Genomic DNA, 23157 nt, shown 5'->3' with positions numbered 1-23157 from the left:
CAGGAACCCGTGCTGGCCAAGGTCGCCACCGCGCAGGCCGACGGAGCGATCGGTACCGGCCACGTCGAGGTCATCCGCCGGTTCTTCGCCCACCTGCCCGGGTGGGTCGACCCGACCACCCGCCAGCAGTGCGAAACGACACTGGTGGCAGTGGCCGTCGGGCTGGCCCCCGACGAACTGCGCACGGCCGCCGAGCGCCTGCTCGCGTTGATCGACCAGGACGGCCCCCAACCCGACGACGCCGAACGCGCCCGCAAGCGCCACCTCGTGGTGGGCCGCCAACGCCCCGACGGCATGGTGCCCATCCGCGGCGAGCTCGACCCGCTGGCCTGGGCGAGCTTGGAACCGATCTTCGCCGAGCTCGCCGCACCCGGGATGTGCAACCCCGACGACGAACATCCCAGCACCAAGGGCACGCCCAGCCAAGCCCAGATCGACGGTGATCACCGCAGTGTCGGGCAGCGCCAACACGATGCCCTCACCGCGGTCGCCCGCGCGGCGCTCAGCTCGGGGGAATTGGGTCAGCACAACGGCTTACCGGCCACGATCATCGTGAAGACCACCCTGCAAGAGCTGCAAGCAGGGGCCGGCGGCGGCGTCACCGCCGGCGGCGCCCTGCTCCCGATGGCTGACCTCATCCGCCTGGCCAGCCACGCCCACCACTACCTGACCGTCTTCGACCGCCACACCAACGAGGTGCTCTACGCCGGCCGCAGCAAGCGCATCGCGCCCGCCGCGCACCGCATCGTGCTGTTGGCCCGCGACGGCGGCTGCACCAAACCCGGCTGCACCGTCCCCGGCTACGGCACCCAGGTCCACCACACCAGGGGCTGGGCCCGAAACGGTGGCCAGACCAACGTCGACGAGGAAGTCCTGGCCTGCCGCGGGGACAACCTGCTCGCCGAACTCGGCTGGACGGTCACCATCGGACCCCACGGCGTCGAATGGATACCCCCACCCGAACTCGACGTCGGCCAAGCCCGCATCAACCACTACCACCACCCCGACCGACTCCTGACCGACCCGTAACCCGAGGGGCCACGCAGTCCGGATGGGTTCAGCGGTGCCCCGACCGGCTGGACCGAAGTCCCTAGTCGCAGACCACGTCCACGCATGCTCGCGCGATCGCCAGCTCCTCGTCGGTGGGGATGACGAGCACCGTCGTCGGGGACGTCTCGAACGAGATGCGGCGCGGCGAACGGGCTGGGCTCTCGTTGAGATGCTCGTCGAGCTCGATCCCCAGCGGCGCAAGGCCACTCAGTGCATCGCGGCGGACCGCGGCGTCGTTCTCCCCCACACCCGCGGTGAAGGTGATGACGTCGGTGGTGCCCAGCAGTGCCAGGTAGGCGCCGATGTACTTGCGCAGCCGATGGATGTAGACGTCGTAGGCCAACTGCGCGTCCGGCTCGCCGGCGTCGATGCGGCGGTGCAGCAGCCGGAAGTCGATGTCACCGCCCAACCCGAGGACACCGGATCGGCGGTTGAGCATGGTCTCGACCTCGGCCATGCTCATGCCCGCCGTCCGGTTCAGGTACATGATGACGCCGGGGTCGATGTCACCGGACCGCGTGCCCATCACCAGACCCTCCATCGGGGTCATGCCCATCGTCGTGTCCTGCGGCCTGCCCCCGACGATCGCCGAGGCCGAGGCACCGTTGCCCAGGTGCAACACGATCTGGTTCAGCGACTCCAGCGGAGCACCGAGGAACGCCGCCGCCTGCTCGCTGACGTACTGATGCGACGTCCCGTGAAAGCCGTAACGCCGAATGTGCCACTGCTCGGCCACGTCTCGCGGAATGGCGTAGTGCGAGGCAGCTGCCGGCAGATCATGGAAGTACGCCGTGTCGAACACCGCCACGTGCGGCAGGTCGGGCAGCACCTTGCGCGCCACCTCGATGCCCACGATCGCCGGCGGATTGTGCAGCGGCGCTAGCGGCGCGAGTCGCTCCAGCGTCGCGATCAGATCGTCGTCGACGACCGTCGGCCGGTACAGGTCCGGCCCGCCGTGCACCACGCGGTGTCCGACCGCGACCAGGCCCAGCGAGTCCAGGTCCAGCCCCGCGGCGGACAGCTCGTCGAACGCGGCCCGCAGCGCCGCCTCGTGGTCCGCGATCGGACCAGCCCCGATCCGTTCGATGATCCCGTCCGCCAGCTGGCTGCCCGAATCCGGCTGCACCACCGCATACTTCAGCGACGACGAGCCGCAGTTGAGCACCAGCACGGTGCGCGCCGCGCTCACTTGCCCTGCGCCTGGATCGCCGTGATGGCCACGGTGTTGACGATGTCCTCGACCAGCGCACCGCGCGACAAGTCGTTGACCGGCTTGTTGAGTCCCTGCAGCACCGGCCCGATCGCGATGGCCCCCGCGCTGCGCTGCACCGCCTTGTACGTGTTGTTGCCGGTGTTCAGGTCGGGGAAGATCAGCACCGTCGCCCGGCCTGCGACCGGGGAGTCCGGCATCTTCGTCTCCGCCACCGACGGCTCCACTGCCGCGTCGTACTGGATGGGCCCCTCCACCAACAGATCGGGCTCTCTGCTTCGCACCAATTCCGTAGCAGCCCTGACCTTGTCGACGTCGGCACCGGTACCGGACGTCCCCGTCGAATACGACAGCATGGCCACCCTCGGTTCGATGCCGAACTGGGCGGCCGTGCGAGCCGAGGATATCGCGATGTCCGCCAGCTGCTCGGCCGTCGGGTCCGGCACGATCGCGCAGTCGCCGTAGGCGAGCACCTGGTCGGCCAGGCACATCAGGAAGATGCTCGACACCGTGGACACGTCCGGCAGCGTCTTGATGATCTCGAACGCCGGCCGCACCGTGTGCGCGGTGGTGTGCTTGGCGCCGGAGACCATGCCGTCGACCATGCCGTCGTGCACCAGCATGGTGCCAAAGTACGAGACGTCGTGGATGATCTCTCGCGCCTGTTCGACCGTCACGCCCTTGCGCTTGCGCAATTCCGCGTACTCCTTGGCGAACCGGTCGCACAGCTCGCTGGTCTGCGGATCGATCACCGTGGCCGCCGAGATGTCGACGCCGAGCTCGGCCGCGCGCGCCCGCACCGCTGACTCCTCCCCGAGGATGGTGAGGTCGGCCACCGCCCGCTGCAGCAGCCGGCCCGCCGCCCGGAGGATGCGGTCGTCGTCCCCCTCCGGCAACACGATGCGTTTGCGGTCCGAGCGCGCCCGGTCCTGCAGCTGATAGGTGAACATCTGCGGCGTCACCACGGAAGGAATCGGAATCGACAGCTGCGCAAGCAGTTCGGCGGTGTCGACGAACTCGTCCATCAGGCTCAGCGCCGTGTCGATCTTGCGGTGCGAATCGGTCGTCACCCGTCCCCTGGCCGACGCGACCGCCCGCGCCGTGTCATAGGTGCCCAGCCCGGTGGTGACGATCGGCATCCTCAGCCCGAGCCCGGACACCAGGTCTGCGATGGCCGGATGCAGTGCCAGCCCACCGTTGAGGATCATGCACGACATCGACGGAAAGCCCTCCGCCGCATGCGCGCTCGCCACCGCGAGCACGACGTCGGACCGGTCGCCCGGGGTGATGACCGCCATGCTCTCGGTCAATCGCTCCAGCACGTGCTCGGCCGTCATGCCCGCGACGAGCACGCCGAGCGCCTCGCGGTTGAGCAGATCCGGGTCGCCGCTCATCACCGCACCGCCCACCGCGTCCCTGAGCTCGGCCACCGACGGCGCGAACAACACCGGTTCCTCCGGAAGCACGTAGCTCTTCGGCGCGATCCGTTTCAGCGCCTCGGCCACCGCGGTCAGCTCGGCGGGATTGCAGCGGTTGGCCACGACCGCGGCGGTGTGCGCGTGCTGACCGGCCAGCTCGGCCAGACAGAGTTCCACCACGTGCACGACGTCGTCGGGCGTGCGGTCCTTGGCCCGCACCGCCAGCACCACGGGTGCGCCGAGGTTCACGGCGATCCGCGCATTCACCGAGAGTTCGCTCGGCGAGGTCACGTCGGTGTAGTCGCTGCCGACGATCACCACCGCGTCGCACTTCTCGGACACCTGGTGATACCGGTCGACGATGTCGGCGAGGGCGGACTCTGGATCGTCGTGCAGCTGTTGATAACCCACGCCGACGCATTCGTCGTAGGTCAGGCCGGCGGTGCTGTGGGCGATCAGCAGCTCGAGGATGTAATCGCGGTCCTCACCCATCCGGGTGATGGGCCGGAAGACCCCGACCCTGGCGACGGTGGCCGCAAGCCGGTGCAGCAGTCCAAGCGCGATGGTCGACTTGCCGGTGTCGCCCTCGGGCGAGGCGACGTAGATCGCGGAGATGGCGGGAATGTCGGGCGTGGTCTGTGGACTGTCGGACACGCCCCCAGCCTTCCTCATCCGAGAAGCCGTTGCCACCGTCCCTGCTGAAGTACTGTACGAATTTGCTGGCGCGTCAAGCCTCGTTGATCGCCAACCGTAGTGCGAGGAGGACGGTGAAGGGAATCGTTCGTCGGCTGTGTCATGTCGTCGTCGCAGCGGCCTGCATCGCCGCGCTGGTGCCCCCGTCCGCATGGACCGCGCGCGCCGACGACGGTGCGCCACCCGCAATCGGCTGGACCCAGCTCGGCCTGGCAAGCCGTCTGCAGCTGCTCGGCTCCAACGAGCCCGCCGAGGTGGGTGTCCCCGTCCCGCAGGGACTCTCGCCGACGCTGCTGACGGGAGTCATCGGACCTGCGATCAAGGCCACGGGCCGCGTCGACGTCATCGACGGGCGGGGTGTGGTCCTCGGCAGCGTTCCGGTGCCCGTCGACGTCACCTCGGCCCCCTTCGCCGTCGACGTCTCGGCGGCCGAGGTGCTCGACGGCGTGGCGAAGCTGAGCTTCGTCATCCGGGATGCCGACGACCCGAACGCAGCGGTGTGCCGGCAACCGCCCTCGGTCTCGCTGAGCCAGCTCGCCACGACGTACTCGGGGCCCGTTCCCAATCCGCGAACCGTCGCGGACTTCCTGCCGGCGTACCTCGATCGCATCGTCGTCTGGATCGGCCAGAATCCCAGCCGCGACCAACAGCAGGCCGCGCTCACCCTGGTCGCCGAACTCACCCACCTGTACCGGCCGATACCCGTGCGCATCGACGTGGACACCGGTGCCACCCCTCCGGTGAGCGACGGGGTGGGAACGCAGCGGACGATCGCGATCATCGAGGCGGATCGACCGGGGCTGATCGTCCAGAACCCCGACACCGCGGCCGCGGTCCTCGACATCTCGGGACGGGGCGCTGCGCTGCTCCGGCAGGTCGACCTCTTCACCGACCGCAGATTCGGCCTCGCTCAGGCGCCGTCGGCCTCGGTCGCGTCGTCGGATCAGGGACCGCCCACGTCGACCGACGTCCTCACCTTCGCCGACCTGGGACTGAAGGCGGAGACGTCGGTGCTCGGAGTCAGCACGCTCTTCGTCGGCTTCGACGCCGCTGCCTTCGCATCCGGTCCGCTCGCCGGCGCGAAGGTCCACCTGATCGCCAACTACACCCCGGTGACCAATGCCGACGCGTCACTGCTGGTGCGATCCGGCAGCGCCATCCTGGCGTCGGCCGTCCTGGACGCATCGGGCAAGGTCGACGTGACCGCAGAGGTACCTCCAAGCGGGATCAGCTCGAACGTCCCGTTGACCCTGGAGGTTCGCTACGTCCCACGACGCGACTGCACCGGCCTGCTGGACCGCATGACGTTCGCCGTGGACTCAAAATCGACCGTATCCGTCAGCCCGGGTAGCGCCCGTCAGGACGGATTCTCGGTCATGCCAATGGCATTCACACCGGAGTTCGACGTAGCGATCGACAAGGCTCAGGAGATCAGATTCGCCGCCGAGGCGATCAACCTGATGGGACAGCAGTCCACGGTGACGCTGCGGCCCAAGGTGGCGACACTCGACGCGGCGGTCTCGCACAGATCCGGACTGTTGGCCGTCACCACTGGACCGGAACTGGCCCGCGTCGGGCTGGTACCTCCGCTGCTGATGAAGAGCACGACTGCCGTCGACGTCAACGGCACCCCGGTCACCGGCTTGGACGTCACCGACCCCCTGGGCGTCATCGAGACGTTCTCGAGCGACGGCCGAATGGTTCTGGCGATCGACACCTCCGGCGACCCCGCGCTCATCGATCGCAGCTTCGACCACATTCGCGGGTCGGAAGGACGCTGGGGATCGCTGCGAGGTGACGTAGTCGCGACCGGAGCGACCGGGGACACCGTCGAGCTCGCCGTGCGCCTGGACGCACCGACGGCCAGTCCGTCGATCGCCCCCGGCGAAGGGTGGAAGTGGTACGTCTGGCTCACCATCGCACTGGGCGCCTCCGCCCTCCTCGGTGTCGCGGCAGCGCTGGTTCTCCGATGGCGGCGCATCCGGCGGTGAGGGGCGGCGGGCCACGCCTGGTCGACGACCCGCGTTCGCCGGCGGAGGCCGCGACCGGCACACTTGATCGCATGGCCGGCGCTGCAACGACGTTCGCGGCGGCCGCGGTCCTCGCGGCCGCGCTGCTGACGGGTTGCGACACCAATCCACCCGACCGCCAGCAGCAGACCGATCAGGTGACCGCGCAGATCCGCTCGCTGCCCGCAGTCGAGTCGGCCACCGACGTCGTCGTCGACAGCTTCGCCGAGGGGCGCGTCTACGCGGAGGTGCACGTCCGCGCCGCCGACGGTGCCACGCCCGACCAGGTGGCAGCGATCGCCACAGCGTTCCTGGACCACCTGCACGCCGTCGACTACTCCGGTTACCGTACCGAGCTCGACGTCACGCGCGGTGCCAACGAATTCGTCGTCGGCGACGGCCGTCGCCCGCTGACCAACGACCAGCAGATCGTGCAGCAGGCGCGCGACTGGGTGAACCTCTCATCCCGGTTCCCCGCCGCCGCGCTCACCCTGTACGCCGCCATCCGGGATCAGCCCGCCGCCGGCCGGCTCGAGCTCGGAGGTTCGACGACCTACGCCGACGTCGCCGCTGCCTACCCTGCGCTGGCCGCCACCGCGCCCGGCCTGTCCACCGGTCACTGGATCGTTGGGGCGGGCAAGGAGCACCCGGCGGAGATCACCTCGACGGGACGCTGGCCGTCGGACGCCGAACTGCGGGCCTGGACCGCACTCAATGCCGACCAAGCCGTCCCGCACGCCGTCTCGATGACCGTCAACGGCCCCACCACTGGGCCGCTCTGGGTGGCCGAGGTGACTCGGTCGCGCGAGGTGACCGAGGCGCTGCAGCTGGCCCAGCGCCACCTGCCGATCGTGGCGACGCTGCCCCCACCGGTGCTCTACACCGCCACCGACTCGTGGTCGGGACACCTCGATGCGACGGGACAGGCCACCACGGCGGTCGCCGTGACGATCGGCGGGTGCACCCGGCGCACCTACCCGGCCGCGCCCGAGGAGCGAGCGCTGATCGACCGCTACGAGACCTGCCGGCACTGACCCGTCAGGGCACGAAGGCCTCGAGCTTCGCGGCGAGGTAGGCGTTGAGTTCCTCGGAGCTGGCGCCGAGGCGGGCCTTGGCGTCGCGGGAGTCCTCGTCGGCGAGCACCTCGAAGGCCCCGGCGACCACGCCGTCATAACCCTGCTCCACCACGCTGGCCGCGCTGACCTTGGGCAGGTCCCAGCGCGCCGACATCGGGGTGTCCACCATCCCGACGATCAGGCCCGTCACCCCGGTCTTCTGCGCGGCCAGCTCGGCACGGCTGCCGTTGGTGGCCGACCACATCGCGGCCTTGGACGCGGCGTACACCGTCGGCAGCGGAAGCCATGCCGCGAGCGACAGCACGTTGAGGATCGCGCCGCCACCGTTGGCGGCCAGCACCGGAGCGAACGCCTTCGTCACCCGCAGGGTGCCGAACACGTTGGTCTCGAAGATCCGGTGCGCCAGATCGTCGTCCGCGCCGGCGATCGACGCGTCCCCCTGCGGAGCGATGGCGGCGTTGTTGACCAGCAGGTCGACGTCCGGCGCCGCCGCGGCGGTCGCGGTGACCGATGCCGGATCGGTGAGGTCGAGGGGCAGGGGCACGACGCGGTCGTCCTCCCACTCGCGCGGGGTTCGCGCGGCGGCGTACACCCGGCGGGCACCTCGGGCGAGCGCCTGGCGCACGAACTCCTCTCCCAGTCCGCCGTTCGCACCGGTCACCAGGACCGTCCGGTCGTCGAGTCGCTCTGCCATCATCACTCCTGCTGCTAAGGTCGAGCCCAAGTGGGGTAACTCCCCATTTGATTATGTGGGGAGTGTCCCCGGTTATGCAACCGGCAGGAGGTGGCGATGGCGGACCAGGCTCCGCGTGCGCTGCGCGCCGACGCCCGCCGCAACCGCGACGCGATCCTGCGCGCGGCGCGCACGATCTTCGAGACCGACGGGATCTTCGCTCCGATCGACGGCATCGCCTGCGCCGCAGGCGTCGGCAACGCCACGCTCTACCGCAACTTCCCCACCCGCGACGACCTGCTGGCCGCCGTCATCGAGGACGGCGTCGCCGAACTCCTCGAGCAGTCGGCCGCGCTCGAGAGCGAGCTGGATCCCGGCGAGGCGCTGCGTGAATGGCTGTACCGGCTGGCGTGGCAGCTGCGCATCTGGAACGACCTGCCGACGTGCATCGCCACCGCACTGGAGGACGCCGACTCGCCGGTACAGGACGTCTCCACCCGGCTCGTCGGACGGACCCGCGACGTCCTGCACCGTGCCACGGCTGCGGGAGCGGCCTGCCCGGACGTCACGGCCGATGAGGTCTTCGAGCTCGTCACGGCCCTGTCCTGGGCCATCGACCGGTTCGGCGACGACCCTGAACGCGCCCGTCACCGCGTCGACCTGGCCACCGCGGGAGTGTTCGGCCCGGGAGGACGACTGCCCCGCCCCCAGCGGGCCGACGTAGGGTGACGTCGTGCAACGGTTCTCCATGACAGCCATGCTGATCTGCTCGGCGGCGTCGGTCGCCCTGTCCATCGCGGGGATGGCTCCGGCGCGCGCCGACGCCAGCGATCAGCAGTATCTGGAGATCCTGAAGGCCAACGACGTGAGCTGCGGCCAGACCGCGCTGGACTGCCCCCAGGGCGACGAGTCGATGATCGCCACCGCACACGCGATCTGCCGGCAGCTGCACGGCGGCAACTCCGCGCGGTCGGTCGGCACCGCCATCGTGCGTAGCGCACCCGGCGTGCAGCCCGACCAGGCCGCGAAGTTGGTCGGGGCCGCCGAGACCGCCTACTGCCCGCGCTGAGCGCTACCCGAGCTTGCGCAGCCGCGGCTCGAGGTCGCGCTGGAACAGCTCCAGGAAGCGGCGCTGGTCGTGGCCCGGGGCGTGGAACACCAGGTGGTTGAGGCCCCAGTCGACGTAGTCGGAGACCTTGGCCACCGCCTCGTCGGGATCCGACGCCACGATCCACCGCTTGGCGACCTGCTCGATGGGCAACTCGTCGGCGGCCTTCTCCATCTCCAGCGGGTCGTGGATGTTGGTCTTCTGCTCGGCGGTCAGCGACAGCGGCGCCCAGAACCGAGTGTTCTCCAGCGCCAGCTCCGGGTCGGTGTCGTAGGAGATCTTGATCTCGATCATCCGGTCGACGTCTTGCGCATTCTTGCCCGCGGCCTCCGCGCCTTCCTTCATGGCGGGAATGAGCTTGTCCTTGTACAGCTCCTCGCCCTTGCCCGAGGTGCAGATGAAGCCATCACCCGCGCGGCCGGCGTACTTGGCCACCTGCGGCCCGCCCGCGGCGATGTAGATCGGGATGCCGCCCTCGGGGACGTCGTAGATCGAGGCGCCCTTGGTCTTGTAGTACTCACCGTCGAAGTCGACGCGGTCGCCCAGCCACAGCTCTCGCATCAGCCGCACCGACTCCCGCAGTCGCGCATAGCGTTCCTTGAACTCGGGCCACTCGCCCTCGTACCCGGTGGCGATCTCGTTGAGCGACTCACCGGTACCCACCCCCAGGAAGATCCGGTCGGGATACAGGCACCCCATCGTCGCGAACGCCTGCGCGATCACGGCGGGGTTGTAGCGGAACGTCGGCGTCAGCACCGAGGTGCCAAGGACCAGACGCTTGGTGCGCTCGCCGACCGCAGTCATCCACGCCAGCGAGAACGGGGCGTGTCCACCCTCGTGCCGCCAAGGCTGAAAGTGATCGCTGACGGTCGCGCTGTCCATGCCGTGCGCCTCGGCCTCCACGGCCAGCTCGACGAGCTCGCGCGGGGCGAACTGCTCTGCCGACGCCTTGTATCCCAACTTGAGTTCAGCCACGTAACTGTTCTACTCCTCGGCGGCGCCGGGTATTCCGCGGCGGTGCCGATCGGGACGCGCCCTAGACTTGGCCGGGTGCGGATTCCAGTCGAGTTGACGCCCATCACCGACATCGTGCACTTCGCACACACCGACCTGGTGAACTGGACACTCGTCACCGACGGCAAGGGCGTGGTCATCATCGACGCCGGCTTCCCCGGCCAGCGCCCCGCCGTCCTCGAATCGGTGCGTCGGCTGGGCTTCGAGGTCGACGACATCCACGCGATCCTGCTCACCCACGCCCACGTCGACCACCTCGGCACCGCCATCTGGTTTGCGAAGACCCATGGCACACCGGTCTTCTGCCACTCCAGCGAGGTCGGCCACGCCCACCGCGAGTACCTGGAGCAGGTCTCACCCATCGACCTCGCTGCCAAGGCGTGGCACCCGCGCTACCTCAAGTGGTCACTCGACATCGCCAGGGTCGGTGCGCTCACCCACGACGGCATTCCGACCGCACGTGCGCTCACCGCGGAGGTTTCGGCCGCGCTGCCAGGAACGCCGACGGTGGTTCCGACGCCGGGACACACCGGCGGGCACTGCTCGTATCTGGTCGACGGCGTGCTGGTCAGCGGCGACGCCCTGATCACCGCGCACCCGGTGTCGACCATCACCGGGCCCCAATTGCTGCCCGGGTTGTTCAACCACGACCAGGACGCCTGCGTGCGCAGTCTGTCGGCGCTGGGGATGCTGGACACCGACGTGCTGCTGCCGGGGCACGGCCCGGTCTGGCGGGGCCCGGTTGCCGACGCGACGGCACTGGCCCTGGCTAGGTGAGGATCTCCCAGCCGATCAGGAAGATGGCGGTGAGGGTGAAGCCGCAGCCCAGCACGATGGTGGGCATCAGGATGGTCTGGTCGAGTTCGTCGGGGTCGCGCGCATCGGAGTCGATGGGGCCGTAGAGCAACGCGCCGGCCTTGGACTCGCGAAACCTTCGCAGGATTCGGCCGACCCGCTGATTCGGCCTGCGACCGACGTACGAACGGAGCCCGACTCCCGCGGCGAAGGTCAGGAGACCGGCGCCGAGCAGCAGCCACCCAACCATCAGCTCCGAGAGCATCGCCCGAGCGTAGCCGCACCGGAGGGGGGTCACGCCAGGTGCTTGAGGAATGCGATGGGGTAGATCTCGCCCTCGGCGGGTGGCGGATCGGTCAGCTTGCAGTACCCGGTCGCCAGATACAGCGCCTCGGCCTCTGGCTGTCGGTCGCCCGTCGTCAGGTACACCCGCCGGTACCCGCGGGCCGCAATCGCAGTCTCCAGTTCGGCGAGCAGGGCCCGGGCCAGACCGCGACGGCGATGGGTGCTGGCGGTCCAGATCCGCTTCAGTTCGGCGGTCTCGGCGTCGAACCGGCGGAACGCGCCACCGGTGACGGGTCGACCGTCGAGGACGCCGATCACCATGCCCCCGGCCGGCGGGGCGAGTTCGTCGGCCGGGTAGCCACGCAGCCACGTGCCGACCCGCTCGGGCGTGCCCCCGTAGCGGGTGGCGTACTCGACGGCGAGCTCGGCCAGTAGCGGCTCGGCCAGCGGATCGTGCTGGCCGACCGAGACGAAGCGCACGGCGTCGGCAGGCGGTGGGGACGTCACCTGGCCATTCAACGCGACCCCCGGATGGCCCCGGCGGACACCTGCCGGGAGTCTTTCGCGCCCAAACTTGACACGTGTAAAGTTCGGCGGCATGGACAACATCAGGGGTAGAACGATCGCCATCACGGGTGCCGCGCGCGGCATCGGCCACGCCACCGCCAAGGCCCTTCTGAACCGCGGCGCGCGGGTCGTCATCGGCGACCGCGACGTGGCCATCCTGGAGACGGCGGTCACCGGACTCGCCAAGTTCGGTCAGGTCACGGGTTACCCGCTCGACGTCACCGACCGGGAATCCTTCGAGATGTTCCTCGACAAGGCGCGTACCGACGGTGACGGCCACATCGACGTGCTGATCAACAATGCGGGCGTGATGCCCGTCGGACCGTTCCTCGAGCAGTCCGAGCAGTCCATCCGTTCCTCCATCGAGGTCAACTTCTACGGCGTGCTGACCGGGTGTCAGCTGGTGCTGCCGGAGATGGTGCGACGTCGCCGGGGCCACATCGTCAACATCGCCTCGATGGCGGGAATGGTCGCCGTTCCCGGCCAGGTCGTCTACGCCGGGACCAAGTTCGCCGTCGTCGGACTGACCACGGCGATGGCCGACGAGTTCGCCCCTCAGGGAGTCGAGGTCACGGCGATCCTGCCGACCTTCACCAACACCGAGCTGATCTCGGGCACCAAGAACACAGGTGCGCAGAAGCCCGTCCAGCCCGAGGACATCGCCGCCGCGATCGTCAAGGCCCTCGACAAGCCCAAGACCCACGTGTCGGTACCGACGGCGTTGCGCTTCGTGGGCGCCGCGACGTCGATGCTCGGGCCGCGCGGCAGGCGCTGGCTGTCCAAGCAGATGGGCAACGACCACGTGTTCCTGGAGTTCGACAAGACGGCACGCAAGGCCTACGAAGACCGGGCGCAAGCCGCCCTCGGGGTGCTGGAGAAGCCGGGCGAGAGCTAGGCCTCGCGCGCCGCGTCGACGCGGTGCGCCTCGATCTCGGGCAGTCGCGCGAACAACTCCGCCACCGTGAGCGCGGCGTCCTCGTCGTCCTCGGTGGCACCGACGAGGATGACGTGCGGCCGCTCGGGATCGGTCAGCCAGATCCGCGTCACCGGCTCGGCCGCCTCGTCGTCGAGTTCGGTTCCCGACGGCGGGTAGTACCACGCGACCAGTTGCCCCGCCGAGGCAAGCTCGTCGAAGATCCAACCGCGGGGCACGATTTCGTTGGCGATCCGCGCGACGCCCTGGACGTCGGCGTGCACCTCGGCGGACAACCAGGCGTCGTTGCGAGCCACCAGCCGCTTCTTGCGCCGCGCCTTCTTGGCCCCGCTCGACCGCGACACCTAACTCAGCGCCTGGTCCAGGTCTGCGATCAGGTCCTCGGTGCCCTCGAGCCCGATGGACACCCGCACCACCGCGTCGCCGAGCCCGATCGCCGCCCGCCCCTCCGGCCCCATCGCCCGGTGGGTGGTGGTGGCCGGATGGGTGATCAGGGACTTGGCATCGCCGAGGTTGTTGCTGATGTCGATGACGCGCAGCTTGTCGAGCACCTCGAAGGCGCGCTGCTTGCCCTGCCCCTCGGCGGCCCCGATCTCGAAGGTGACGACCGTACCGCCGCCTCGCATCTGCCGCTTGGCCAGGTCGTACTGCGGATGGCTCTCCAGGAAGGGGTACTTCACCCACGACACCGCGGGATGGTCCTGCAGGAACTCTGCAACCCGCTGCGCGGAGCTGTTCGAGTAGTTCACCCGCACTGCCAGTGTCTCGAGGCCCTTCAGCATGGTCCAGGCGTTGAAGGCACTCATCGCCGGGCCGGTGTGGCGCATCAGCGTCTGCACGGGGCCGTCGATGAACTCCTCGTCGCCGAGGATGGCGCCGCCGAGGACCCGGCCCTGACCGTCGATGTGCTTGGTGCCCGAGTACACGACCACGTCAGCGCCGAGCGGCAGGCCCTGTTGCAGCAGTGGAGTGGCGAAGACGTTGTCCAGCACCACCTTTGCGCCGGCAGCATGGGCCAGATCGCACACCGCCGCGACGTCGACGAGCGACTGCATCGGGTTGGACGGCGTCTCGAAGAACACCGCCTGTGTCGGCACCGAGAGTGCCTCCTCCCACTGCGAGAGGTCCTCACCGTCGACGAACACCGTCTCAACGCCCCACCGCGGCAGGATCTCGTTGCAGACCACGAAGCACGAGCCGAACAGGCTGCGCGCGGCGACGAGTCGGTCACCGGCTCCCAGCAAAGCACCGAGCGCGGTGAAGACCGCGGCCATCCCGGTCGCCGTCGCGAAGGCAGCCGGAGCCCCCTCGAGCAGACGCAGCCGCTCCTCGAACATCGCGATGGTCGGGTTGCCGTACCGCGAGTAGACGAAGCGGTCGATCTCGCCGGTGAACGCCTTCTCCGCTGCGGCCGCCGACTCGTAGACGTAGCCCGACGTAAGGTACAGCGCCTCGGAGGTCTCCTCGAACTCCGACCGCAGCAGTCCGCCGCGCACGCCGATGGTGGCCTGGCTGACGCCGTCGGGCAGGGCCTTCGGAATCCGGACCGACGGCACGCCGTCCTTGGCGCGGCTCATGACTGCTTCCAGGGCAGCCCGATGGCCTTCCAGCCGGTGGTGCCGCGGTGCCCATTCTCGTCGAGGTTGCCCTCGAAGCCGTCGAGCACGTTGTAGGACGGCGCGATGCCGGCCGCCGTCGCGGCCTCGGCCGCGCCGATCGAGCGGTTGCCGGAGCGACACAGGAACACCACCGGCCGCTCACCGGGTGTCACGCCGGCGGCAACGAGCTCGTCGACGAACCCGTCGTTGTGACTGCCGTCGATGCGGCTCCACTCCACGTACACGACGTCGCGCTGCAGCGACGAGACGTCGGGCACTCCGACGAAGCGCCATTCCGCCGAGGTCCGGCAGTCGACCAGCACGGCCTCGGGGTCGTCGGCCAACAGCTTCCACGCCTCTTCAGGGGTGATGTCTCCCGCGTAGCTCACGGTCGCGAGTGTCCCACATCTAACTGGTGCAAACCTTCCACGCCCCGTCCTCCCGGACGAAGGTCAGGTCGGCGTCGAAGGGGCTGTCCTTGGTCTTGTCGAAGTGGTACTTGACCGTCGCGGTGGCGTGCTCGCCGTCGACGCGGATGGTCGGGACGTCGTCGACGTAACGCTCGCCGTGCTTGGCCACCGAATCACGCTGGCGTGCCAGGACGTCGGCCGCGGTGCCCTGCTGGGCGCGGCAGGTGTACTTCTGGAACGCCGCGTAGTCCTGGCGTTGCAACGCGTCGTTCTGCCCGACGGCCGCCTGTGCCACCTGATCGCCCGGGGTGGTCTGCTGGCTGCCGAACACGTTGAAGGCAACGATTCCGATCACGACGATCACGAAGACCCCCAGTGCCCCCAGGAACGGGGCGATCGTGGGCCGGTCGGGCCCCTGTTCGGGCATCGCGATGGGTGCGTCCTCCGCGGGCTCGGTCCGCTTGGAACCGGTGCGCTTGGCGTTGGAGTCGGTCACGATCCGAGCCCGTGCACCACGGTCGAGACCCGGTGCGCGCGATCGCGGGCCCGCACCACGTCCGGCGCGGTCGCGATCGCGACCGACGTCGCGTCGAGCAACCGGACGTCGCTCTCGGGCACGCTGAGCGCCTCGGCCAGTGCGGCGTTGGCGACGGGTCGGCGCGGACCCACCTCCGCCGCTGCCGGCGAGACCATGATGGTGTCGAGAGCCAGGCCCATGATCGCCCTGGCGTGTAGCTCGAACTGCGAAAGTCGTTGCGAGCGAAGGGTTATCATCCCAATATCGAAGGGCCTGGCGTTTACGGTGGCGAAGTACACCTCGTCGCCGTGGATCAGCAGTTCGACGGCGAACAGCCCGCGCCCGCCGAGTGACCCGACGATCCGGGCGGCGATCGACCGCGCCGCGTCCAGCGCGGCAGCCGAGAGCTCCTGGGGTTGCCACGTCTCCAGCGGCGCGCCATCGGCCCGTCGGTGCCCGATCGGTTCGCAGAACTGCACGGCGGGGCCCGACGGCTCGGTGGTGCGCACAGTCAGCAGAGTGACCTCGTCGTCGACGTCCACCACGGTCTCTGCCATCACGCGGTTCGCCCACGCCGGTCCGGCGGCGAAGGCCCGCTTCCAGGCGGCCTCGACGTCCTCGGGTCGGGTCAGCACCGACTGGCCATCGGCGACGGTGCCCGTCAACGGGGTGACCACCAGTGGGAACCCGGCGTGCTCGGCCACCGCGGTGAGCTCGTCGGCGGAGGAGGCGAACCAGAACGGCACGGTGGGCAGGCCGAGCTCGTCACCCGCCAGCTTGCGCAGCGCTTCGCGGTCGGCGCCGAGACGGGTGGCCCGCGGGGTCGGGAACACCTCGACCGAGTCGGCCTCGGCCGCGGCGATCAACACGGCGGGCGAGACGTCCGCCGAGACCGCGACCACGTAGTCGGGCCGGTGTTCGGCCAGCAGGGCCGGCACGGCGTCGGCCTCCGGAGGCTCCGGCATCCGGGTCACGGCCGCACCGAGACGTTCGAACGCCAGTGCCAGCTCGGCGCCGGCGTCACCGGGCCCGAGCAAGAGCACCTTCTTGGACGGTCGCTCGGTGCTGGATTCAGTCATCGCTGGTCCACCCTGCCAGACATCTCATCCGAGCCGGATGTCGACGTAGCACCAGCGCCAGCTCTCCCCGGGCTCCGCCGACCGCATGACGGGATGCCCGGTGTCGTGGAAGTGCCGGTTGGCGTGCTTGTGCGGGCTCGAGTCACAGCAGCCGACGTGCCCACACGTCAGACACATCCGCAGATGAGCCCAGGTGCTCTCCCCGATCTCGGCGCACTCCTGACACATGCCAGGGGTCAACGGCTGAGGTTCCGGCGCGTCGGCGGCGTCGGCCAGGTGCTCACACGTCTGGGGTGCTGGCGGGGAATTCACGTTGCGCTGTCGCGTTTTCCTCCGCATGCCATCAAGAATAGGGCGGTCCCCGGCTGGCCCCAAGGCGTCGGGTCCCAAGACGAGGAGGACGACGCCACGTGGTTAGTGCCTCGTTGTTCGTGGTGTTGGTGGCATCGGTGCTGCTGGCCGGTATCGCTCGCCGCTACGACGTGTCCGGGCCGCTGGCGCTGGTGGTGGCGGGCCTGCTGGCCGGCCTGATCCCAGGGGTGGACGGCATCGCGCTCGAGCCGAACCTGGTGCTGTTCGTGATCCTGCCGCCGCTGCTGTGGTCGGCCGGGCAGGAGAGCAGCTACGTCGCGCTGCGCAAGAACACCCGCAGAATCGGTCTGCTCGCGGTCGGTCTGCCCCTGGTCACGACGTTCGCGGTCGGTGTCGTCGCCTTCCACACCGTGCCCGAGCTGACGCTGGCCGCGGCGTTGACCCTCGGCGCCATCGTCGCCCCGCCCGACGCGGTGTCGGCGACGGCGATCGGCCGCCGGCTCGGCCTCCCCCGCCAGATCATGACGTTGCTGGGGGGCGAGAGCCTGCTCAACGACGCGACGGCACTGACCGCGTACAAGGTCGCGCTCGCCGCGGCGATCGGCACCGCCGCCTCCTGGGGCACGCCCCTGCTGACCTTCGCGCTGGCCGCGGTGGGTGGCACCGTGGTCGGCGCGCTGGCGGGCACGCTGATCGTGCGGGTCCGCACCTGGCTGGGTGATTCGCTGGTGGAGAGCGCCATCGGCCTCGTCGCGCCGTTCGTCATCTACCTGCTCGCCGAGGAGGTGCACGGATCGGGTGTCATCGCCGTGGTCGTCGCCGCTCTGATCCTCGGCCAGCGCAGCACACGGGCGAGCTACGCAACCCGGTTGCAGGACACCGCGGTGTGGAAGACGCTGCAGTTCGTCCTGGAGTCCTTCGCCTTCCTGCTGATCGGCCTGCAGCTGCCGACGGTCGTGGCGGAGCTGAAGGGCATCTCCGCCGCCACCCTGGCCATCGCGTCGGCGTCGGTGCTCGCCACCGTGATCGTGGTGCGCATCGCGTGGGTGTTCGCCATGTCGTACCTGCCCCGGAGACTGTCCCGCCGCATCCGCGAGCGCGAGGAGAAGCCAACGCCGGCGCAGGTCTTCATCGTGGCCTGGGCAGGCATGCGCGGCGTGGTGTCGCTGGCCGCGGCATTCGCCGTGCCCGTCACCACGCTGTCCGGCGAACCGTTCCCCGGCCGGCCGCAGCTGGTGTTCCTCACCTTCGTCGTGGTGGTCGGAACGCTGTTGCTGCACGGGCTGACCCTGCCGTGGATCATCCGGGTGCTCGACGTCCAGGGCGACGACGCCCACCAGGACGCACTCGCAGAGGCAGCGGCCCAGACCAAGGCCGCCCAGGCCGCGGCCGACCGGCTCGACGAGATCATGGCCACCCAGCGCGCGGACTCCGACGTTCACGAGCGCGCCGCGACGATCCTGCGGCACTGGAACGATCGCCGCAGCAACGCGGCGTGGGAGCAACTGGGCCGCGGCGACGACGAGATCGGAGAGGGACCCGCCGCGGCGTTCCGCCGGCTGCGGCTCGAAATGCTCAGGGCCGAACGTGAGGCGTTCATCGAGGAGCGCGACGCGGGCCGGATCGACGACGAGGTGCTGCGCTCGGCGCTGCGTGGCCTCGACCTCGAGGAGGCTGCCCTCGAACGCGACTGAGCCTTGGCTCAGGCCTGGATCGGCGACTCCGCAGGCGAGTTCAGGTCGGCGCGGAAGTTCTTCATGCCCTCCACCATCGCGGTGAACGTGCGGTGCGCCGCTTCGAGGTCGGCGTCGGGGAGGCTGGCCATGGCCCCGTGCTCGTGCTCGGTCAACTTGGTGAAGAACGCGCGGGCGATCTGCTTGCCGTTCTCGCCGAACCGCAGGATGACCTTTCGCCGGTCGGATGGGTCGGTCTCCCGACGCAGGTGCCCGACCTCGGCCATCCGCTCGACCAGGTAGGTGATCGCCGCTCCCGACAGGCCCATTTGCTTGCGCAGGTCGCCTGCGGTAAGGCGCACCCCGTTGGACTCGGCGATCACGACGAACAGCAGAGCACGGAATTCGTTGGCGGACACCGCGTTCTGCTCTGCGAAGGCTCGGGAGATCCAATCCGATTGCGACGTCAGCTCGCGCAAGTCCGCGGTGATGAGGCGCTCGAGACGCGAGCGCTCGGTGGGAGGTTCGGACCCATTCTGCATGACTGTCCATCCCTGTCGAGAAATCGATCGGGCCCAAGTCTAGTCCCTGGCCGAGTTTGCTCGATCGCGATCGGGGCGCCTGGTCGCCCAACCACGAGTACCGTCGATTTCATGACCGCTCCGACGCTGCCTCCCGTGCACATGCGCCGCGACGCCTTCGACCCCACCGCGGAGCTCGGTGCGATCCGCGAACGCGCCGGCGTCGAACCCGTCGTCAACGCCTTCGGCATGACCGTCTACCTGGTGGCCCGCCACGACGACGTCAAACGGGTGCTGTCGGACCACGAGCACTTCTCCAATGCCAGGCCGCCGGACTTCGAGGTGCCGGGTGTGCCGCAGTTGCCCGAGGCCGAACAGGCCAGCGCCCGGGCCGGCAACCTGCTCGGCCTCGATCCGCCCGAACACCAGCGGTTGCGCCGCATGCTGACCCCGGAGTTCACCATCCGGCGCATGAAGCGGCTGGAGCCGAGGATCACCGAGATCGTCGACGGGCACCTCGACGCGATGGCGGCCGCCGGGTCGCCCGCCGACCTGGTCGCCAACTTCGCGCTGCCCATTCCGTCTCTGGTGATCTGCGAGCTGCTCGGCGTGCCGTACGAGGACCGAGCCGACTTCCAGGCGCGCTCCACCCGCCAGCTCGATCTCTCGCTGCCCATCCACGAACGCATCGAGATGCAGCGCCAGGGCCGGGAGTACATGCACTCACTGGTGAGCAGTGCCCGCGCCAGGCCGGGCGAGGACATCCTCGGCATGCTGGTGCGGGAGCACGGCGACGAGCTGACCGACGACGAGCTCGTCGGCATCGCCGGGCTGCTGTTGCTCGCCGGGCACGAGACGACGTCGAACATGCTGGGGTTGGGCACCCTTGCCCTGTTGCGCCATCCCGATCAGCTCGCCGCGATGCGCGACGATCCGGACGCCGTGGGTCCCGCCGTCGAGGAGCTGTTGCGCTGGCTGTCGATCGTGCAGACCTCCATCCCTCGGGTCACTACGACCGACGTCGAGGTCGCGGGTGTCCCGATCCCGCGCGGTCAGCTGGTCTTCGCATCGCTGCCGGCCGGTAACCGTGACCCCCACTTCATCGATGCCCCAGAGGTTCTCGACATCCGCAGGGGCGCACCGGGGCACCTGGCCTTCGGGCACGGGGTGCACCACTGCCTGGGGGCGCCGCTGGCCCGCATGGAGATGCGCATTGCGTGGCCGGCCCTGTTTCGACGGTTCCCCAACCTGGCGCTCGCCGAGGACTTCGACGCCGTCGCCTTCCGCTCGTTCCACTTCATCTACGGGCTGCAGTCCCTCGCGGTGAGCTGGTGATGCTCCGATGAGGCTGGAAGCCGACCGGGGTGAGTGCATCGGATCGGGCAACTGCGTGATGATCTCCGAGGCCCTGTTCGATCAGGACGACGACGGGGTGGTGCTGCTGCTCGCCGAGGACGTGCCGGACGCCGAACAGGCGCATGCGCGCGAGGCGGTCAAGACGTGCCCGGCCTCAGCGCTGCGGCTGGCCTGACCGTCGTGGCTCGCCGTCGCGGTGCAGGTCGATCACGCCGGCGCGGACGAGCGCCAGCAGGCTGACCACCAGCACCCACGCCGGGAAGGCCAGCGCGAACCACATGCTGACGTCGCTGGCCACCAGCACGACGATCGCGACGGAGTAGGTACCGAACACCAACCAGCGGGGCATCAACCGCGTCTTCAGCCAGATGGTGGCCAGCGAGAACATGAACACCCCCGCCATCCGCAGCGAATAAGTGTTGCTCAGGGTGACCAGTAGCCCCTGCCCGAAGGCCTCCACGACGTCCTGCGCCGCGGGATCGGAGCCGAACCGGCGGGTCGCCACCAGACCGACGCCGACCGCCGACGATGCGAACGTCATCGCCAGGAACAGCAGCCCGCTGCCGAGGAAGACCGACGCGAAGAACCTGTCCTCGTAGCTGCCGATGCCATCGCGCACCACGCCGATGAACCACAGGAAGGTGATGCCGGCGAACGGCATCAGCACCGCCGCCAGCTTCAGCTTGCCCTCGGCACCGTCGACCCACTGCGACCCGCGCGCACCACCGGCGGGCAGGGCGAGCCGGATGAGCGTCAGCGAGGTGGCGAACAGGATGGCGAAGAGTACGCCCGCCGCGCCGGCAGCTCGCGGCGTGGACAACCGGCTCGGAGTTGGCTCGCGGCGTTCGATCACGGGGTCATCGTGACAGAGCGCGCGCCGAACGTCGCGGGTTTCAGGGTTGACCGGGCAGCAGCCGGATCATCAGTCCGTTGGCCTCGGCGCACAGTGTCCCGTCGGGACGCCGCAGTTCGGCATTGACGAAGGCCTTGCGACCCTCCACCGACCGGATCCAGCCGCGCACGGTCAGCGGCGTGTCGATCGGGGTGACGTTGCGATAGTCGACGTGCAGGAAGCCGGTGCGGCTCATCGGCCGCCCGGCCGCGTGGATCACCATGCCGAACACCGAATCGAACATCAGGGGCAGTACGCCGCCGTGCACGGCGTAGTTGCCGCCGACGTGATAGCGACTGAACGCCACCTCCAGATCGACGCCATCGGCTTCGAACCGGGTGACCCGGTACGGCGGCATGAGCAGACTGCCCGACCCCGGCAACCGAGGCATCCGGTTCGCCGGGCCCACACCCTCAGCGGCCTCGAACGGATCGAGCAGTTCGACCAGATCCTCGGCGCGGCGGGCCGCCTCCACCCAGGTCTCGTCGTCCGGAGCAGCGGATACCGCCAGGTCCTGCAGCCGCCTCATCGCCGCCAGGAACGGCCCGAAACCCGGACCCGGATTCGCGGGTTCGAAGGACGGGAACCCACTGTGCAGCTCGTCGTCGCGGTTGTCCGCCTCGCTCACCTGGGGGCCAGGACGTCGCGGCGCACGATGGTCTGCTCACGCCCGGGGCCGACGCCGATGCACGAAACATGGGCTCCGGCAAGCTCTTCCAGCCGAAGCACGTAGTCACGCGCCTTGGCGGGGAGGTCGTCGAACTCCCGCGCACCGGAGATGTCCTCCCACCAGCCGGGCAACTCCTCGTAAATGGGCTGCGCGTGCGTGATGTCGCTCTGCGTCATGGGCATCTCGTTGGTGCGCTTGCCGTCTATCGAGTAACCGACGCACACCGGCACGGTCTCCAGACTCGACAGCACGTCGAGCTTGGTCAGGAAGTAGTCGGTGATGCCGTTGACGCGGGTGGCATAGCGCGCGATGACGGCGTCGAACCAGCCGCAGCGACGGGCCCGGCCGGTGGTGACACCGACCTCGCCACCGGTCTTGGACAGGTAGGCACCGAACTCGTCGAACAGCTCGGTCGGGAACGGACCCGAGCCCACCCGGGTGGTGTACGCCTTGAGGATGCCGAGCACCGTGGTGATCCGGGTGGGGCCGATGCCCGACCCGACGGCGGCACCGCCCGCAGTCGGATTCGAGGACGTCACATAGGGATACGTGCCGTGGTCGACGTCGAGCAGGGTGCCCTGGGAGCCCTCCAGCAGGACGGTCTCGCCGTTCTCGAGGGCGGCGTTCAGCAGCAGCCTGGCGTCGGCGATGCGGTGGCGGAAGCCCTCGGCCTGCTCCAGCAGCGCGTCCCGCACGTCGTGCGGGTCGAGCGCCTTGCGGTTGTAGATCTTGACGAGCACCTGGTTCTTGAATTCCAGTGCGGCATCGATCTTCTGCGTCAGCGAGTCAGGATCCAGCACGTCGGCGACGCGGATGCCGATGCGGGCGATCTTGTCCTGGTAGCAGGGCCCGATGCCGCGACCGGTGGTGCCGATCTTCTTGCTGCCCATGTACCGCTCGGTGACCTTGTCGATCGCCACGTGGTACGGCATCAGCAGGTGGGCGTCCGCCGAGATCAGTAGGCCCGAGGTGTCCACGCCGCGGTCCTCGAGACCCTTCAGCTCGGTCAGCAACACCCCGGGATCGACGACGACGCCGTTGCCGATGACGTTGGTGACACCGGGCGTCAGGATGCCCGAGGGGATCAGGTGGAGGGCGAAGTTCTCACCATTGGGCAGGACGACGGTGTGACCCGCGTTGTTCCCGCCTTGGTAACGAACCACCCATTGGACGCGGCCACCGAGTAGGTCGGTGGCCTTTCCCTTGCCCTCGTCGCCCCACTGGGCGCCGATGAGGACGATTGCCGGCATGGCGTTATCTCCCGCTCATCTGCCTCGATACTGTGGCAGCCGGTGAC

26 protein-coding genes are annotated in these 23157 nt (G+C 69.3%); 10 read left to right on the top strand and 16 right to left on the bottom strand.

Features of this window, described 5'->3' with window-relative positions; genetic code table 11:
• The coding region (locus tag SBI80_RS24875; RefSeq protein WP_318977520.1) for an HNH endonuclease signature motif containing protein at window positions 1-1029 on the top strand (1029 nt) is incomplete at its 5' end.
• Between the two features lie 61 nt (window positions 1030-1090).
• Here the strand turns inward: SBI80_RS24875 and SBI80_RS24870 are convergent.
• Both SBI80_RS24870 and pta read right to left on the bottom strand, forming a co-directional pair.
• Entirely contained in the window at window positions 1091-2239 is a 1149-nt protein-coding gene (locus SBI80_RS24870; protein WP_318977519.1) for an acetate kinase, read from the bottom strand.
• Window positions 2236-4350, bottom strand: a complete 2115-nt coding sequence (gene pta / locus SBI80_RS24865) for a phosphate acetyltransferase (RefSeq protein WP_413232806.1) — start codon at window positions 4348-4350, stop codon at window positions 2236-2238. Before pta ends, SBI80_RS24870 begins: the two co-directional genes overlap by 4 nt.
• A gap of 95 nt (window positions 4351-4445) precedes the next feature.
• Here pta and SBI80_RS24860 point away from each other — a divergent pair, with 95 nt between their 5' ends.
• Together SBI80_RS24860 and SBI80_RS24855 are read left to right on the top strand one after the other, a co-directional pair.
• Complete coding sequence (locus tag SBI80_RS24860; RefSeq protein WP_318977518.1) at window positions 4446-6362, top strand: cellulose biosynthesis cyclic di-GMP-binding regulatory protein BcsB; 1917 nt, start codon at window positions 4446-4448, stop codon at window positions 6360-6362.
• Between the two features lie 71 nt (window positions 6363-6433).
• Complete coding sequence (locus SBI80_RS24855) at window positions 6434-7414, top strand: hypothetical protein (RefSeq protein ID WP_318977517.1); 981 nt, start codon at window positions 6434-6436, stop codon at window positions 7412-7414.
• A gap of 4 nt (window positions 7415-7418) precedes the next feature.
• Here the strand turns inward: SBI80_RS24855 and SBI80_RS24850 are convergent, their stop codons facing one another.
• Window positions 7419-8150: an SDR family oxidoreductase gene (locus SBI80_RS24850; protein WP_318977516.1), complete on the bottom strand. Its 732-nt coding sequence runs from the start codon at window positions 8148-8150 to the stop codon at window positions 7419-7421.
• A 96-nt stretch (window positions 8151-8246) separates the two neighbouring features.
• Here SBI80_RS24850 and SBI80_RS24845 point away from each other — a divergent pair, with 96 nt between their 5' ends.
• Together SBI80_RS24845 and SBI80_RS24840 are read left to right on the top strand one after the other, a co-directional pair.
• The gene (locus SBI80_RS24845) at window positions 8247-8858 is read left to right on the top strand and encodes a TetR/AcrR family transcriptional regulator (RefSeq protein ID WP_318977515.1); all 612 of its coding nucleotides are present in this window, start codon (window positions 8247-8249) and stop codon (window positions 8856-8858) included.
• 19 nt (window positions 8859-8877) lie between these two features.
• Complete coding sequence (locus SBI80_RS24840) at window positions 8878-9198, top strand: DUF732 domain-containing protein (RefSeq protein ID WP_318977514.1); 321 nt, start codon at window positions 8878-8880, stop codon at window positions 9196-9198.
• 3 nt (window positions 9199-9201) lie between these two features.
• Here SBI80_RS24840 and fgd read toward each other — a convergent pair whose 3' ends face one another.
• Window positions 9202-10212, bottom strand: a complete 1011-nt coding sequence (gene fgd / locus SBI80_RS24835; RefSeq protein WP_318977513.1) for a glucose-6-phosphate dehydrogenase (coenzyme-F420) — start codon at window positions 10210-10212, stop codon at window positions 9202-9204.
• Window positions 10213-10293: 81 nt separating this feature from the next.
• On the opposite strand from fgd, the gene SBI80_RS24830 reads away from it, so the two are divergent.
• Window positions 10294-11028, top strand: coding sequence for an MBL fold metallo-hydrolase (locus SBI80_RS24830; protein WP_318977526.1), 735 nt, complete (start codon window positions 10294-10296; stop codon window positions 11026-11028).
• Here SBI80_RS24830 and SBI80_RS24825 read toward each other — a convergent pair.
• Both SBI80_RS24825 and SBI80_RS24820 read right to left on the bottom strand, forming a co-directional pair.
• Complete coding sequence (locus SBI80_RS24825; RefSeq protein WP_318977512.1) at window positions 11021-11311, bottom strand: hypothetical protein; 291 nt, start codon at window positions 11309-11311, stop codon at window positions 11021-11023. The genes SBI80_RS24830 and SBI80_RS24825 overlap by 8 nt on opposite strands.
• A gap of 29 nt (window positions 11312-11340) precedes the next feature.
• Window positions 11341-11838 carry a GNAT family N-acetyltransferase gene (locus SBI80_RS24820; protein ID WP_318977511.1) on the bottom strand — a complete coding sequence of 166 codons (498 nt, stop codon included), beginning with the start codon at window positions 11836-11838 and terminating at the stop codon, window positions 11341-11343.
• Between the two features lie 91 nt (window positions 11839-11929).
• Between SBI80_RS24820 and SBI80_RS24815 the strand changes: the two genes are divergently transcribed.
• Window positions 11930-12793 carry an SDR family oxidoreductase gene (locus SBI80_RS24815; RefSeq protein WP_318977510.1) on the top strand — a complete coding sequence of 288 codons (864 nt, stop codon included), beginning with the start codon at window positions 11930-11932 and terminating at the stop codon, window positions 12791-12793.
• Here SBI80_RS24815 and SBI80_RS24810 read toward each other — a convergent pair.
• The 6 genes from SBI80_RS24810 to SBI80_RS24785 all read right to left on the bottom strand — a co-directional run bounded on the left by SBI80_RS24810 (window position 12790) and on the right by SBI80_RS24785 (window position 16775).
• Window positions 12790-13176, bottom strand: a complete 387-nt coding sequence (locus SBI80_RS24810) for a hypothetical protein (protein WP_318977509.1) — start codon at window positions 13174-13176, stop codon at window positions 12790-12792. The two genes, SBI80_RS24815 and SBI80_RS24810, sit on opposite strands and share 4 nt — an antisense overlap.
• Window positions 13177-14409, bottom strand: a complete 1233-nt coding sequence (locus tag SBI80_RS24805) for an O-succinylhomoserine sulfhydrylase (RefSeq protein ID WP_318977508.1) — start codon at window positions 14407-14409, stop codon at window positions 13177-13179.
• On the bottom strand, window positions 14406-14819 hold the full coding sequence (locus tag SBI80_RS24800; RefSeq protein WP_318977507.1) for a rhodanese-like domain-containing protein: 414 nt from the start codon (window positions 14817-14819) through the stop codon (window positions 14406-14408). Before SBI80_RS24800 ends, SBI80_RS24805 begins: the two co-directional genes overlap by 4 nt.
• A 19-nt stretch (window positions 14820-14838) precedes the next feature.
• Entirely contained in the window at window positions 14839-15267 is a 429-nt protein-coding gene (locus SBI80_RS24795; RefSeq protein WP_318977525.1) for an Rv0361 family membrane protein, read from the bottom strand.
• Window positions 15268-15332: 65 nt separating this feature from the next.
• Window positions 15333-16436 carry an ATP-grasp domain-containing protein gene (locus SBI80_RS24790; RefSeq protein WP_318977506.1) on the bottom strand — a complete coding sequence of 368 codons (1104 nt, stop codon included), beginning with the start codon at window positions 16434-16436 and terminating at the stop codon, window positions 15333-15335.
• Between the two features lie 24 nt (window positions 16437-16460).
• Window positions 16461-16775, bottom strand: coding sequence for a UBP-type zinc finger domain-containing protein (locus tag SBI80_RS24785; RefSeq protein ID WP_318977505.1), 315 nt, complete (start codon window positions 16773-16775; stop codon window positions 16461-16463).
• Window positions 16776-16846: 71 nt separating this feature from the next.
• Between SBI80_RS24785 and SBI80_RS24780 the strand changes: the two genes are divergently transcribed.
• Entirely contained in the window at window positions 16847-18442 is a 1596-nt protein-coding gene (locus SBI80_RS24780) for a Na+/H+ antiporter (RefSeq protein WP_318977504.1), read from the top strand.
• 8 nt (window positions 18443-18450) lie between these two features.
• Here SBI80_RS24780 and SBI80_RS24775 read toward each other — a convergent pair whose 3' ends face one another.
• A complete protein-coding gene (locus SBI80_RS24775) occupies window positions 18451-18963 on the bottom strand; it encodes a MarR family winged helix-turn-helix transcriptional regulator (protein ID WP_318977503.1) in 513 nt (170 codons plus the stop codon).
• Window positions 18964-19074: 111 nt separating this feature from the next.
• Between SBI80_RS24775 and SBI80_RS24770 the strand changes: the two genes are divergently transcribed.
• Together SBI80_RS24770 and SBI80_RS24765 are read left to right on the top strand one after the other, a co-directional pair.
• Entirely contained in the window at window positions 19075-20277 is a 1203-nt protein-coding gene (locus tag SBI80_RS24770) for a cytochrome P450 (protein WP_318977502.1), read from the top strand.
• Between the two features lie 7 nt (window positions 20278-20284).
• A complete protein-coding gene (locus SBI80_RS24765) occupies window positions 20285-20473 on the top strand; it encodes a ferredoxin (protein ID WP_318977501.1) in 189 nt (62 codons plus the stop codon).
• Here the strand turns inward: SBI80_RS24765 and SBI80_RS24760 are convergent.
• Genes SBI80_RS24760 through SBI80_RS24750 form a run of 3 tightly spaced genes read right to left on the bottom strand, consistent with a single transcriptional unit; the run spans window position 20453 to window position 23110 of the window.
• Window positions 20453-21151, bottom strand: a complete 699-nt coding sequence (locus SBI80_RS24760) for a hypothetical protein (RefSeq protein ID WP_318977500.1) — start codon at window positions 21149-21151, stop codon at window positions 20453-20455. The genes SBI80_RS24765 and SBI80_RS24760 overlap by 21 nt on opposite strands.
• A 40-nt stretch (window positions 21152-21191) precedes the next feature.
• The gene (locus SBI80_RS24755) at window positions 21192-21818 is read right to left on the bottom strand and encodes a PaaI family thioesterase (RefSeq protein WP_318977499.1); all 627 of its coding nucleotides are present in this window, start codon (window positions 21816-21818) and stop codon (window positions 21192-21194) included.
• The gene (locus SBI80_RS24750; RefSeq protein WP_318977498.1) at window positions 21815-23110 is read right to left on the bottom strand and encodes an adenylosuccinate synthase; all 1296 of its coding nucleotides are present in this window, start codon (window positions 23108-23110) and stop codon (window positions 21815-21817) included. Before SBI80_RS24750 ends, SBI80_RS24755 begins: the two co-directional genes overlap by 4 nt.
• Window positions 23111-23157 lie beyond the last annotated feature (47 nt).

Source organism: Mycolicibacterium sichuanense (genome assembly GCF_033741125.1).
Classification (GTDB): Bacteria; Actinomycetota; Actinomycetes; order Mycobacteriales; family Mycobacteriaceae; genus Mycobacterium.
Note: the sequence above shows the minus strand (reverse complement) of the source record. Positions and strands in the feature narration are given on the sequence as shown.